Source organism: Geothrix sp. (assembly GCF_049292215.1).
Classification (GTDB): domain Bacteria; phylum Acidobacteriota; class Holophagae; order Holophagales; family Holophagaceae; genus Geothrix.
Genome location: NZ_JBATQW010000026.1, coordinates 1 through 13,245, shown reverse-complemented (window position 1 = coordinate 13,245; position 13,245 = coordinate 1). Strand labels below are relative to the sequence as shown.

Annotated in this window: 14 protein-coding genes; 5 read left to right on the top strand and 9 right to left on the bottom strand. The window is 68.4% G+C overall.

What is annotated here, in order from left to right; genetic code table 11:
* Both WAS25_RS05115 and WAS25_RS05110 read right to left on the bottom strand, forming a co-directional pair.
* The coding region (locus WAS25_RS05115; RefSeq protein WP_422310438.1) for a helicase-related protein at positions 1–1,367 on the bottom strand (1,367 nt) is incomplete at its 3' end.
* A complete protein-coding gene (locus WAS25_RS05110; RefSeq protein WP_422310437.1) occupies positions 1,358–2,368 on the bottom strand; it encodes a hypothetical protein in 1,011 nt (336 codons plus the stop codon). The genes WAS25_RS05110 and WAS25_RS05115, both read right to left, overlap by 10 nt.
* Positions 2,369–2,492: 124 nt before the next feature.
* Here WAS25_RS05110 and WAS25_RS05105 point away from each other — a divergent pair, with 124 nt between their 5' ends.
* The 3 genes from WAS25_RS05105 to WAS25_RS05095 are packed head-to-tail and all read left to right on the top strand — an operon-like array spanning position 2,493 to position 6,537.
* Positions 2,493–3,461, top strand: coding sequence for a transketolase family protein (locus WAS25_RS05105; RefSeq protein ID WP_422310436.1), 969 nt, complete (start codon positions 2,493–2,495; stop codon positions 3,459–3,461).
* Positions 3,461–3,763 carry a PH domain-containing protein gene (locus WAS25_RS05100; RefSeq protein ID WP_422310435.1) on the top strand — a complete coding sequence of 101 codons (303 nt, stop codon included), beginning with the start codon at positions 3,461–3,463 and terminating at the stop codon, positions 3,761–3,763. Before WAS25_RS05105 ends, WAS25_RS05100 begins: the two co-directional genes overlap by 1 nt.
* Positions 3,764–3,822: 59 nt before the next feature.
* Positions 3,823–6,537, top strand: coding sequence for a protein kinase domain-containing protein (locus tag WAS25_RS05095; protein ID WP_422310434.1), 2,715 nt, complete (start codon positions 3,823–3,825; stop codon positions 6,535–6,537).
* Between the two features lies 1 nt (position 6,538).
* Here WAS25_RS05095 and WAS25_RS05090 read toward each other — a convergent pair whose 3' ends face one another.
* From WAS25_RS05090 to WAS25_RS05075, 4 genes are all read right to left on the bottom strand, one after another.
* The gene (locus WAS25_RS05090; protein WP_422310433.1) at positions 6,539–6,826 is read right to left on the bottom strand and encodes a hypothetical protein; all 288 of its coding nucleotides are present in this window, start codon (positions 6,824–6,826) and stop codon (positions 6,539–6,541) included.
* Between the two features lie 64 nt (positions 6,827–6,890).
* A complete protein-coding gene (locus WAS25_RS05085; protein WP_422310432.1) occupies positions 6,891–7,679 on the bottom strand; it encodes an enoyl-CoA hydratase/isomerase family protein in 789 nt (262 codons plus the stop codon).
* A 141-nt stretch (positions 7,680–7,820) separates the two neighbouring features.
* Positions 7,821–8,273 carry a hypothetical protein gene (locus WAS25_RS05080; protein ID WP_422310431.1) on the bottom strand — a complete coding sequence of 151 codons (453 nt, stop codon included), beginning with the start codon at positions 8,271–8,273 and terminating at the stop codon, positions 7,821–7,823.
* Between the two features lie 169 nt (positions 8,274–8,442).
* Entirely contained in the window at positions 8,443–9,177 is a 735-nt protein-coding gene (locus WAS25_RS05075) for a gamma-glutamyl-gamma-aminobutyrate hydrolase family protein (protein ID WP_422310430.1), read from the bottom strand.
* A gap of 98 nt (positions 9,178–9,275) precedes the next feature.
* Between WAS25_RS05075 and WAS25_RS05070 the strand changes: the two genes are divergently transcribed.
* Positions 9,276–9,743 (top strand): single-stranded DNA-binding protein, encoded by a 468-nt coding sequence (locus tag WAS25_RS05070; RefSeq protein WP_422310429.1) that lies wholly within the window; start codon positions 9,276–9,278, stop codon positions 9,741–9,743.
* 123 nt (positions 9,744–9,866) lie between these two features.
* Positions 9,867–11,492, top strand: a complete 1,626-nt coding sequence (locus WAS25_RS05065) for an ATP-binding cassette domain-containing protein (protein ID WP_422310428.1) — start codon at positions 9,867–9,869, stop codon at positions 11,490–11,492.
* 1 nt (position 11,493) lies between these two features.
* Here WAS25_RS05065 and WAS25_RS05060 read toward each other — a convergent pair whose 3' ends face one another.
* The 3 genes from WAS25_RS05060 to WAS25_RS05050 all read right to left on the bottom strand — a co-directional run.
* Positions 11,494–12,081, bottom strand: coding sequence for a peptidylprolyl isomerase (locus WAS25_RS05060; protein WP_422310427.1), 588 nt, complete (start codon positions 12,079–12,081; stop codon positions 11,494–11,496).
* Positions 12,078–12,830 (bottom strand): tRNA threonylcarbamoyladenosine dehydratase, encoded by a 753-nt coding sequence (locus WAS25_RS05055; RefSeq protein WP_422310426.1) that lies wholly within the window; start codon positions 12,828–12,830, stop codon positions 12,078–12,080. Before WAS25_RS05055 ends, WAS25_RS05060 begins: the two co-directional genes overlap by 4 nt.
* Positions 12,827–13,245: TatD family hydrolase (locus tag WAS25_RS05050; RefSeq protein ID WP_422310425.1), on the bottom strand; the 419-nt coding region annotated here is incomplete at its 5' end. The genes WAS25_RS05055 and WAS25_RS05050, both read right to left, overlap by 4 nt.

Genomic DNA, 13,245 nt, shown 5'->3' with positions numbered 1-13,245 from the left:
TCCAGTCCCTGACGTGCCGAGAGGCTGCCGGTCTCCAGCAGGGCCGCCGCCCTGAGGGCCAGCTGGGGGATGCCCATGTCCTCACCAGCCACGGCCAAGCGCGCCAGGCGCGGGTGCAGGGGCAGATCCGCCATGCGGCGGCCCACTGGGCTGAGGGCGCCAGCCTCGAGGGCCCCGAGGCGCATGAGGAGGGTTTCCGCCGCGCCGAGGGAGGTCGCGGGAGGTGCCTCGAACCAAGCCAGCGCCTCCGGGTGGCCGATGCCCATGCCATGCAGGGCCAGCAGGGGTTCGGCGAGGTCGGAGCGCTGCAACTCCGGGATGTCAAAGGCGGGCCGGGCCCCGAAGTCGGCCTCGGTGTACAGGCGCAGGCAGCGGCCTGGCCCCGTTCGGCCCGCGCGGCCCGTGCGCTGCACGCAGCGGGCCTGGCTGATGCGCACCGTGCGCAGGCCCGACAGGCCCGACCAGGGAGAGTGGGAGGCTTCGCGCCCCAGGCCCGAGTCCACCACGGCGCCGATGCCATCCAGGGTCACGGAGCTTTCCGCGACGTTGGTGCTGAGGATGACCTTGGGCGTGTCCGTGACCTCGAGGGCGTGGGCCTGGGCCTCCGGCGACAGCTCGCCGTGCAGGGGCCGGAGGCTCAGACCCCGCCGCCCCGCCATGGCCTCGCAGCCCCTTAGGCAGGCGCGGATCTCGGCGGCGCCCGGCAGGAACACCAGCGTGTGGTTCCGCAGGCCCTCCCCGTAGAGGCGATCGAGGGCATCCGCTACCTGCTGCTCGATGGGCCGGTCGTCCGGTCGGGGGAGGAACGTCGTGGCCACGGGGAAGACCCGGCCCTCGCTCTTCATGACCGGCGCGTCGAGGTAGGCGGCCACGGGACCTGGATCCAGCGTCGCGGACATGACCAGGAGCTTCAGATCGGGGCGTGCGTGGCGCTGCAGGCGGCGCAGCAGGGTGATGGCAAGGTCCGTGTGCAGGTGCCGCTCGTGGAACTCGTCCAGCACCACGGCGCTGATGCCGCGCAGGGCGGGGTCGCCGTGCAGGCGGCGCAGCAGCAGGCCCTCGGTGACGAAGCGCAGGCGGGTGGCCTTGGACACCTTCTGCTCGAAGCGCACGGCATAGCCAGCCCGCTGGCCCAGCGGCTCGCCCAGTTCATCCGCCACGCGGGCGGCGGCCAGGCGCGCGGCCAGGCGACGGGGTTCCAGAATCCAGCACTCGCCCTCCCCCAGCAGCCCGGATTCCAGCAGGGCCGGGGGCACGCGGGTGGTCTTGCCCGCGCCGGGATCGGCCTGCAGCACCAGGTTCGGGTTCCCGCGCAGGCTCGCGATGAGCTGCGGCAGCAGGGAGTCGATGGGAAGGCTCAGGCGCATGGCTGACTCAGTGCCGAGAGGAAGGCCGCGGGATCGTCCACGGACACGGCCAGGCGCTGCGCAGGGCGGCCTGGGCCCAGCAGGCCCAGCACCCGGACGGGCTCCGCCAGCTTCAGCTCGAGGACGGCATTCCCCTTGGCCACCAGCTTCGGCATGCCTTTCATGTACGCATGGCGGGCCCAGTCATCGTCGAAGTCGGGCAGCGGTGTGGCGGAGAGGATGTGGCTCACGGGAAAGGCGACCGACTTCACCAGGCCTAGGTGGAGCTCGAGTTGGCCGTCCCGGATCCGGTGGGGCCGGGCCTTGAGCGTGGCGTAGAGCCCGACCAGCCAGAGCACCGCGTAGACCGTGGAGCCATGCAGCAGCCACCGCAGCCAGGAGGCCAGCCCTGAGGAGATGGCCCTCATCAGGAGGAAGTCGCCGGGAATCATCAGCGGAACGGCCGGGAGGATGGCGCGCAGGGCGGCTTCGCGGTGGTGGCTGAAACCCGCAGGTGCGGCCTCACGGAAGCCCCCGAGGAGGAACCGGACCGCGCTGCCCAGCATCACTAGCTCCAGGGCCATGAGGCGGGCCGCGCGGGGCGGCACAAAGGCCTCGAAGGCGGAGGCGATGCGGTCCTCGGGCCAGGTTCCCGGAAGGGACCGGGCCTCTCGCACAGCCCGCACGGCGAGGAACAACAGCAGGATCTCGAGCGCCAGCGCCGTGCCCATCCGCAGCTGGAGGGTCAGGTTCGAGGCACCCTCTGAGCTCGAGGAGAGGACCAGATCCAGGCCCTCCACCAGAAGTACCGCCGGCAGCAGGACCCGCGTACCCGGGACGCGGCCCAGGCGCCAGTCGCGCACCAAGGCCGCCACCCGCAGGACCAGCAGCGCCAGCAGGGCGCTCGTGACCCAGATCAAGAGAGGGTGTCCGGGATTCCACAGGCGCAGTGCCAGGGCCACCCCGCCCAAGGCGAAGAACAGGCCCCAGAGCAGGGCGGAGGGGCTGGTTGACCTGGCCACACCTCCAGCCTAAGGCCTTCAGGACCTTTCCTGCGGACAGCCCGGCGATCCGCCTTCCGCTGCGGCTGAGCGGCAGCGCATCCGGGCCGCCTCGCGTAGAATGGGGGATTCGACGGGAGTGGTCATGGCGGGGATGGAAACGGCGGGCGTGGGCGGCAAGGTGGGCGGCGTCATGGACAGCCTGCGGGATGCCTACGGCGACACCCTGGTCGAACTGGGGAACGAAGGCGCCAACATCATCGTGTTCGACGCGGACCTGGCCGGCTCCACCCGCACCAGCAAGTTCGCCAAAGCCTTCCCGGAGCGCTTCTTCAACATGGGGGCCGCCGAGCAGGGCATGGTGGCCGCCGCCGCCGGGGCCGCCACCACGGGGGTGGTGCCCTTCCTCAGCACCTTCGCCATGTTCGCCACGGGCCGCGCCTACGAGTTCGTGCGCCAGGCCGTGGGCGTGGGCCACCAGAATGTGAAGATCGTGGCCACCCACGCGGGGCTCACCGTGGGCGAGGACGGCGGCACCCACCAATGCCTGGAAGACCTGGCCCTCATGCGCATGATCCCGGGCATGACCATCATCTCTCCCGCGGACGCCATCGAGACGAAGCAGGCCATCCGGTTCGCCTACGTCCACCAGGGCCCCGTCTATGTCCGCCTCACCCGCGACAAGTTCCCCCGCATCCATGCGGAGGACTACCGCTTCGAGGCCGGCAAGGCCGTGGTGATGCGCGAGGGCAAGGACGTACTGCTGGTGGGCTGTGGCCTGGGCACCTCCATCTGCCTGGAGGCCGCGGAGCTGCTGGCTGCGGACGGCATCGAGGCCACCGTGCTGCACGCGCCCACCGTCAAGCCCTTCGACCGCGAGACCCTCATCGCGCTGGCGAAGACCCACAAGGCCGTGGTCACCTGTGAGGAGCACCAGGCCCACGGCGGCCTGGGTGGCATCGTCGCCGAAATCCTCTCGGAGGCCCACCCCATGCCCGTGCGCCGCGTGGGCGTGAAGGACCTGTTCGGTCAGAGCGGCAAGCCCGAGAAGCTGCTGGCGGCCTACGGGGTCACCCCCCAGGCCGTGGCCGCCGCCGCGAAGGATGCGCTCTGATGGCCACCGAGACGTTCAAGGCCAGCCGCTGGACCGGGGGCAACCACCTGTTCACGACGGTCATCGAGGTCACGGATGCCGCTGTCATCCGCCGCAAGCGGTCCTGGTTCACGGTGAACGAGATCAGCATCCACCTGTCCAAGGTGGCCAGCGTGCGGATCGAAACTGGCCTGCTCTGGTCCGACATCACGGTGGAGAGCACCGGCGGCAGCGATCCCCTCACCAGCCATGGCCATACCAAGGCCGAAGCCCGCCGCATCAAGGAACTCATCGAGGCGGCGCAGAGCCGCGGACTGAGGTAGCGGCGGTGAAGCCTGGGCGGGACAGGCTTGCCCCGGGCACCGGGATCGGCCGGTTCCAGGTGCGTTCCCTCCTGGGCCAGGGCGGCATGGGGGCCATCTACCTGGCCTGGGATCCTGTGCTGGAGAGGAAGGTTGCGCTCAAGGCCATCCGCCTGGGCCACGCCGGTGAGGTGGCGAGCACGGCCCGCTTCAGGCGGGAAGCCATGGCCCTGGCCCAGCTCAACCACCGGAACGTGTGCCAGGTCCATGACTGGGTTGAGGCCGGCGGCAACGCCTACATCGCCATGGAACTCATCGAAGGGGAGACCCTCTCCGCCCGGGCCCCCACGCTGGACTTCACCCAGAAGCTCGAGGCGCTCCGTTCCATTGCCCAGGCCCTGGAAGCAGCCCATGCCAAGGGCATCGTCCACCGGGACCTGAAGCCAAGCAACGTGATGCTGGATGCCAGCGGCGAGGTCAAGGTGCTCGACTTCGGCCTGGCCCGACTGGTGGATTCCGCGGCCGATCCGAGTGCCGTCTCCACCGACAATGTCCCGAACCTGTCCGGCATCGCCGCCCAGGTCGAGGGGGATTTCACGCAGGCGGAGACCGCGGCGTTCCGAAACGAGGAGCAGACCAGCCTGGGTTCTGCCCCCGGGGCGTCGTCGCAGCCATCGAGCTGGGGCGAGATGACCGAGGTCGGCACCTTCATGGGCAGCCCCACCTACGCCTCGCCCGAACAGATGCGGGGCAAACGGGTGGGCCCACCCAGCGATGTCTTCTCTTTGGGGGTGGTGGCCTGGGAGCTGCTCCTGGGCGATCAGCCGTTCCCGGGCGAAGGGCAGGCGAGGATGGCTGCCACCATCGCTGGGGACCTCAAGCCGCTGCGGGGCCGCAGGCTCCCCCAGCGGCTGGCTGGCCTACTGCGGGCCATGCTCCACACCGAAGCGGATCAGCGCCCCACCAGCCAGCAGGTGGTGGCGGTCCTGTCGCGCCAGCTGACCAGCACCCCCGCGGCCTGGTGGGCCGTGGCCGCGCTCACGGGCGTCATCCTGGTGGCGGGTCCCGGCTACTTCCTGTACGGGCGGAGCATCATCGCCGACCTGGGCAAGGAGCAGGCGCCCCGCATGGCGGTCATGCCCATCCGGAACCTGACGGGGGATCCGAGCCTGGATGCCCTGGTGAGCGTGGGCATGACCGAGCTGCTCTCCATGGCCCTGCATGGCACCCAGCGCATGGCTGTGGTGGAACCCGAAGCGGTTGGCCGCGCCATCAACGGCCTGCGGATGAACCCTGCCGAGGCCCTGGAACCGGCTGGCCAAGCCAGGATCGCCTCGGCCCTGGGCGCCCGCCTTCTCCTGCGAGGATCCTTGCAGCGGGATGCCTCTGGCCCGGCTCATGTGCTCAGCTATGAACTGGTGGACCAGTCCGGGCGAGCCCGGTTCACCGGCATTGCCAGGGCCCCCCGTCAGGCGTCCTTCGCGCCCTATGCCCTGGTGGATCCGGCCGCCCATGATCTGCTCCGGAAGGTGGACCCGCTCCGCTCCAGTGCCACCCAGAACCTGGCGATCCCACCCGAGGTCTTCTCGGCCTACGCCAACGGAAAGGCCCTCTTCCTCAAGGGTGACTTCAAGGGCAGCGAGCCCTACCTGCGGGATGCGGCCATGCAGGCTCCGAGCTTCTCCAGCGCCGTCTCGGCCTATGCCGCCTGCCTCCGCCGCCTGGGGCGCGACCAGGCCCCGGCGGTGGCGAACTGGGCCCTGATGTCGGCCCGGGCCACGGGAGACCGCTGGGCGGAGGTGCGCGCCCTGGGGCTGAAGGCCTACCTGGCCAAGGACCTGGGCCAGCTGAACGAGGCGCAGCACTTGCGGGAGGCCGCTCTGGCACTGGCCCAGGTCATCGGGGACCGGGATGGCGAGACCCTTTCCTACAATCACCTCGGGCTCATCGCCGCCGAACGCGGCCGGAACGAGGAGGCCAACCGGTTCTACGAGCGCTCTCTGGCCCTCAGCCAGCAGACGGGAGACCAGGTCTACCTGTCCCTGGCGCAGAACAACCTAGCTAACCTCGCTCTGAAGCGGGGCGATCTGGGGGCGGCCGAAGCCCTGTACCGGACAAACCTGAAGCTCCAGCAGACGCTGGGCAACCGCTCCGGCGAGGCCCTGGCCCTGAACAACCTGGGCGTGGTCGCACTCATGACGCGGGACCTGCAGGGCGCCGAGGGCCTCCTGTCACGGGCCCTGGCGCTCCGCGCCACCCTGGGCGACAAGGGCGGTCAGGTCTCCTGCCTCCGCAACCTGGGCATCCTCGCCACCATGAAGGGCCAGATCCTGGAGGCCGCCGACTTCCACCTGCAGGCCATGAATCTGGCCAAGACCGCCGGCCTCCGAACCGTGGAGGCGGAGTGCCAGTTCTACGCCGCGGACCTGGACCGGCTCCAACTGCGGTTCAAGGAGGCCCGGGAGGGATTCCAGAGGGCCATCACCCTGCTGCCGGAGGGCGTGACCCCCGAGGTGCGCGCCAATGCCCAGGCCGCGCTGGCCGAGTGCCTGGTGCGGATGGCACGGCCCGATGCGAAAGAGGCGGCCAGGCTACTGGCCAGCCTGCCTCCTGGCGAAACCGACACACCCTATGTGTATCGGTCCAAGGCCTGGCTTGCCTACAGAGCCGGGCAGCAGGAGACGGCCCTCGCAGAACTGGGCAGGGGCATGGCCGATCCCCGCCGGCAGGCGCCGGAACTGCGGGCCGAGCTTGACCAGACCCGCGCTCGCTTTCTCGGAGTGCCTGCCCACTAGATTAGCCCTTGGCGGTGCCTGCCAGCTTCGCCGCCACGGCCTTGAGATCATCCTTGGCATCCAAGTGGTGGCGCGTGTCTTGGCCACCCCGCTGGAGGGCCACACAGATCTTCCCCATGGGGCAGTTCTGGAGGCAGGACTCGCGCAGGACCACCAGCCCCTGCAGCCGCTTGCGGGCCAGGAGCAGCCGCGTGAGGCAGGCCAGGGCCTCGGTCATGGCCTTGCCCTGCCTGGGGCGCCGGAGGGCGGTGCGCTCGCAGTCCGCGCAGATCGTGAGGGTGGGTGGCATAGAGACAAAATACTACATGTATGGATGAATGTTCTTGCCCCGAACGCCTGTCGAGATCCCCTGCTCAGGCGAAACGCGGCACCCGCTTCTCCAGGAAGGCGGCCAGCCCCTCCTTCGCATCCGGATGCCGCATGGCGGCCTTCATCTGGGCGCCCTCGGCGTCGAGGCGGGCGCGCAGACCCTCAGCATCCAGCCCTTGGTTGCGCAGCAGCGTGGCCTTGATGCGGGCGAAGGATTCGGAAGGGCCGGCGGCGAGGCGGTGGCCCAGGGCCTCCACCGTGGCCTCCAGCTGATCCACCGGAACGATCTGGTTCACCAGACCCAGGGCCTGGGCCCGCCCGGCATCGATCGCATCGCCGGTCAGCATCAGCTCCGCGGCCAGGGCCGGGTTCACCAGGCGCGACAGGCCCACGCTGCCACCCCAGTCCGGGTGCAGGCCGAGCTTCACGAAGGCCATGCTGAACAGGGCCTCGGGGGTGGCGAGGCGCAGATCGGCATCCAGCGCCAGGCTCATGCCCGCGCCCGCCGCGGGGCCCTGCACCACCGCCACCACGGGCTTGGGCAGGGTGGCCAAGCCATGAGCCACGGAGATGCCCAGATCCAGCAGCGCCTCCAACTCGTCCCAGCGGCCCTCCCCCAGTGCCTTCGCCAGCCAGCCGATGTCGCCACCCGCACAGAAGGCCCGGCCCTCGCCCCGCAGGAAAAGGACCTTCACGCTAGGCTCAGCCGACTTCGCCAGAGCCTCCTCGAATCCATCCTTCATCTCCGGCACCAGCGCGTTCAGGCGCTCCGGGCGGTTCAGGGTGAGTGTGGCGATGCGGTCACGAATCTCGAAGCGGAGGGGGGCGACCATGGGCGCTCCTGGATGCCGAACACCGGCGATCCACCACCTTACGCCAAGCAAGCCCAGGCGCGGGGCGGGGTGGAAGACCGCCGAGGCAGGTGCGCGTGGAAGCCCTTCTTCTCTGGTGACCTTCTGTGGCGGGTCCCCAGCTTACTTGTTGCTCTCCACGTTGTAGGTGAAGACCGGCTCGTTGGAGGGGGAGGTCACTTGCCCATTGGGTTCGGGCGTGACAGAAACCCTGAAGCGACGATGGGGGGTCAGGGTGTCGAGGCTGCCTTCGAGATCGCTGTCCAGTACCAGGGCGCCGACATTCTGGCTGTCACCATCCACTGGGCGGAACCAGACCACATAGACCGTGGAGCCCGGTGCGACCTTGGAGGGGGGGGCCAGGTGCTTTACCCGGATGGAGACCTTGGAGTTGCCGTTGTCTCCGTTGCTGACTCTGACCGTGCCCTGGCCCGCGAGGACCTCGGAGGAGGCGTGCATCTCCTGGGGTTTGGAGCGCCAGAAGGCCATTTTCTGGCAACCGACCTGGGCGCCCACCAGGGTGAACAGGGCGGCCACCAGGAACGCGGGGCGAAGGTTATTGTCGTGCAGGTTCATGATCTGTCTCCTCAAAGGACAGATGTTTGTCTGCAATTCTCGGCCCATTTATTAAGTTTATATATTTCAATTTTTTAAAATTATTTTCGAGTGCCGAATGTGAATCAGAAGCCATCAAAACGAGGGGACGCCTGGCGATTTTGAAGGAGTCGCCGACGCTTGGGGACAATCATCCGAGGGCTTTCACGAACGCCGAAAACAGATCCCGCGCCGCATCGCCGGCGGGGCCCTTCAGGTTGACCAGGTTCTCGGGATGCCATTGCACGCCGAACACCCAGCGAGCAGGGTCGGCAGCCTCGACGGCCTCGATGATTGGACCTCCCTCGGGATGAACGGTGTCCAGGTGCCAGCCCACGGCCACCAGGGGCGGTGCCACGCGCTTCACGGCCTGGTGGTGGCGGCTGTTCACCAGGAAGACATCCTCGCCCAGCAGCGAGCGCAGGCGCGAACCGGGAGCCAGCTGCACGCGGTGGTGCATGTCGGGATGGTCGGACGTGCCGTGCTGGTGGCGGGTCTCCTCGCAGCCGTAGTGGTCCGGAACGTCCTGGATCATGCTGCCGCCCAGTGCCACGTTGAGGATCTGCTCGCCCCGGCAGATGCCGAGGATGGGCAGGTTCCGCGCCCAGGCCGCGCGGATCAGGGGCAACTCGAAGTCGTCGCGCTCGGCGTCCACCTCGGCCTTGGGATGCACGGGCTCGGCGGCGTCCCAGTGGCGGGGATGGATGTCGTAGCCGCCCGTGAGCAGCAGGCCCGCCGCGTCGGCCAGGTCTGGCGCGGGGTCGCCAGGGCCCACCAGCAGGGTGGGGCCGGTCCAGCCCGCCGCCGCCAACGCCGGGAGGTAATGCTTCTCGGCGCCCGACTTGTTTTTACAGCTCACCAGGAGCTTTGAGTTGCCGCTTGACATGTCCATCCCCCGGCGCAAACCTCATCACCCTACCACCCCCTCAGATGGTCTGAGTCGACGGTGAGGCGGAGAGCTCCGCCGCTACATCAGGAGGACACATGTCCGGATCCTTGAACAAAGTCATGCTCATCGGCAACCTCGGGCGCGACCCCGAGCTGAAGTCCACGCCCTCCGGCCAGACCGTGGCGCGGTTTTCCGTGGCCACCACGGAAACCTGGAAGGGCCAGGACGGGACGAAGCAGAGCAAGACCGAATGGCACAACATCGTGGTGTGGGGCAAGCAGGCCGAGATCGCCGAGAAGTACCTGCGCAAGGGCAAGCAGGTGATGATCGAGGGCCGCATCCAGTACCGCGAATACACCGGCCAGGACGGCGTGAAGAAGACCGCCTGCGACATCCGCTGCGACAACTTCGTCATGCTGGGCCGCATGGAGGACAGCAACCGCGATTCCAGCAGCTACGGCGGCAAGAGCTCCGGCGGCGGCCAGGACTTCGAGGACCACGGCGCCCCCAGCCCGGCGGGTGGAGGCAACAACAGCTTCCCGGATGACGACATCCCGTTCTGAGCCGGGCTTTCGTTCCAGTCACGCGGCGCCCTTCTGGGCGCCGCGTTTTTGTGGTGGCCAGGGCAGAATCGCCCCTCGGAGAACCCACGCCTCCGCGATACAATGACCGGTTCGGGAGTCTCCATGCTTGCAGTGCAGAACGTCACCATGCGCTATGGCGCGAAGATCCTGTTCGAGGATGTCACCACGACCTTCAACCCAGGGCGGCGCTACGGCCTGACGGGGCCGAACGGGTCGGGCAAATCCACGTTCATGAAGATCCTGTCGGGCGAGCTGGAGCAGCAGGTGGGGAACGTCATCCGGCCCCGCAAGATGGGCATCCTGCGGCAGGACCAGTTCGCCTTCGACGCCTTTCGCGTCATCGACACGGTGATCATGGGCAATGCGGGCCTCTGGAAGGCCCTGCAGGAGCGTGACGCCATCTACGAGAAGGCCGAGATGACGGACGAGGACGGCATGCGGGTGGCCGAGCTCGAGGGCGTGGTGGCCGACGAGGATGGCTACACCGCCGAGGCCGACGCGGCGGTGTTGCTCGATGGCCTGGGCATTCCCGAGGCCCTGCATGACCGCAAGATGGGCGAGTTGCAGGGCGGCCAGAAGGTGCGGGTGCTGCTGTCCCAGGCCCTCTTCGGCAATCCGGCGGCCCTGCTGCTGGACGAGCCCACCAACCACCTGGACCTGGATTCGATCCACTGGCTGGAGGAGTTCCTCAGCCGCTACAAGGGCACGGTGGTGGTGATCTCCCACGACCGCCACTTCCTGAACAACGTCTGTACCCACATCGCCGACATCGACTACCAGACGATCATCCAGTACACCGGTGGCTACGACGACATGGTGATGGCCAAGATCCAGGTGCGCTCACGCATCGAGTCGGACAACGCCCAGCGCGAGAAGAAGATCGCCCAGCTGAACGAGTTCATCCAGCGCTTCGCCGCGGGCACCCGCAGCAGCCAGGTGAACAGCCGCCGCAAGGAAGTGGAGCGCCTGCAGCCCAGCGACCTGGCCCGCAGCAACATCCAGCGCCCCTTCATCAAGTTCAACATGGCCAAGCCCGGTGGCCGCTACGCCCTGGAGTTCGAGGGCGTGAAGAAGGGTTACGACACCGACAAGGACGGCACGGGGGGGCGCCACGAGGTCATCAAGGGCTTTTCGGCCATGGTGCAGCGGGGCGAGAAGATCGCGCTCATGGGCCGCAATGGCATCGGCAAGACCACGCTGCTGAACGCCCTGCTGGCCAACGCGCCCCAGGTCACCGAGCTGGGTCTGAAGCTTGATGGCGGCGAGGTGAAGTGGGGCCACGAGGCCAATGTGGGCTACTTCTCCCAGGATTTCGCGGAGAGCATCCCCAAGGGCTATGAGCTGGTCACCTGGCTGCACCAGTTCGACCCTGAGGCCACCAAGGAGCAGATCCGTGGCGTCATGGGCCAGATGCTCTTCCGCGGCGAGGAAGGCAACAAGATGACCGAGGTGCTGAGCGGCGGCGAGTCCTGCCGCTTGCTCTTCTGCAAGCTGATGCTGCAGAAGCCCAACATCCTGGTCATGGACGAGCCCACCAACCACTTGGATCTGGAAGCGGTCATCGCCCTCAACGACGCCCTGCAGCGCTACGAGGGCACCATCCTCTTCGTGACCCACGACGAGGACATCATCGACGAAGTGGCCACCCGCATCTGGCACCTCACCGACGATGGCATCGAGGACTTCCAGGGGACCTACGCGGAGTACAACGCGCCGACGGGGAGATAACTCAGCGTTTGGTTCCTAGCCTGGCCGGCAAGCGCTGGACCGACAGGATCCGAACCGGGCGGAGGAGCGCCTGCTCCTTGTCGGGCCGGGCCTGGATCTTCCGCACCACCTCCATGCCCCTCACCACCCGCCCGAAGGCGGCGAAGCCCTGGCCATCGGGGTTGCGCTTGCCGCCGAAATCCAGCTCAGGCTGGTCACCGATGCAGATGAAGAACTCGTTGGTGGCGGTGTCCGGTTCGGCCCGGGCCATGGAGAGGGTGCCATCCAGGTGGCGCAGACCCGTATCCCGGGTGCGCTCCAGGGCGATGGGCGGGAAGTCTTTGTCTTCCCGGGCCGCGCCGCCCTGGATGACCTCGATCTTCACCGGTTTGTCCGGCTGGTTGTCCAGGCGCACTGTGCGCCAGAACCGGCCGCCATCGTAGGCCTTGGCGTCCACGTAGCGCAGGAAGTTGGCCACCGTGCGGGGCGCATTGTCGCGTTCCAGCTGGATCTGGATGGGCCCCAGGTCCGTGTCGATGCGGACCTGGATGGGCTGGGCCGCGAGGCTGGCTCCCAGCAGCAGTGCGACGAAAAGCAGCAGGCGCTTCATCCTTCAGATCCTCCCGGATCCACCGCCAGCAGCAGCTTCAACACCTCCTCCGCCACCATCATCCCCACGATGGCGGGCATGTAGGAGATGGTGCCCACGGGGCGCCGCTGGCGGCCGGGGCCGCGGTGGGGCTCGATGTCGATGGGGTTGGCAGGGCGCTTGTTGTCGGCGGGTTCCAGCGAGTAGACACAGCGGATGCCCTTGGCGATGCCGACCTTGCGCAACTCCTTGCGGACCCGGGCGGCCAGCGGGCAGAGGCGGGTCTCGCTCAGGTCGCCCACGCGGAGCAGGCTGCTGTCCGTGCGGCCGCCCGCGCCCATGGCGGTGATGATGGGGATGCCCTGCTCATGGGCGGTGTGCATGAGCGCCACCTTGCAGGTCATGGAGTCGATGGCGTCGATCATCACGTCGGGCCGCGGCAGCAGAAGGTCCGGCAGCGTGTCGGTGTGGATGAAAGTCTGGCGAGGCTCCACGATGCAGTCGGGGTTGATGTCCCGCACTCGGGCGGCCGCCACTTCCGCCTTGGGCTGGCCGAGGGTGGAGCGCAGGGCGAAGAGCTGGCGGTTGAGGTTGCTGGGGCCGACGACATCGTGATCAACCAGCCGCAAGTGACCCACGCCCGCCCGGGCCAGGGCCTCCACGGCGAAGGACCCGACACCGCCCAGGCCGAACACGGTCACGCGGGCGGCGGCGAGCCGTTCCAAGGCCGCCTCGCCGAGCAGCAGCTCGCTGCGGGAAAACCACCTCATGCCATCAGCTCCTTGAAGCACCGCAGGCCATTCTTCCAGGTCCGCGCGGCCAGGTCCTCCGCCGCCACCCCGCGGAGGGCCGCAGCCATGGCGATCACCTGCTCCAAGTCCCCGACGCCATCGGTCTCCAGCAGGAGGTGACTGGAGGGCACCGCGCGCAGGGTTTCGTGGACCTTGGTCCGCGTGGACCCCAGCCCTTCTGGGGAGAAGGAGAGGAAGACGCCCATGGCCTGCAGAGCTGCCGCTGTCTCGGCACTTCCCGAGAAGGCATGGACGAGGGTACCCGCCGGTGGCACGCCCTCCTCCCGCAGGAGGTCGAGCAGGCGGCCCCAGGCGCGCACGGCGTGGATGGCGACCGGGCGGTGCAGGGCGTGCGCGAGGCGCAGCTGGAGCCGGAAGGCCTGCTCCTGGGCCG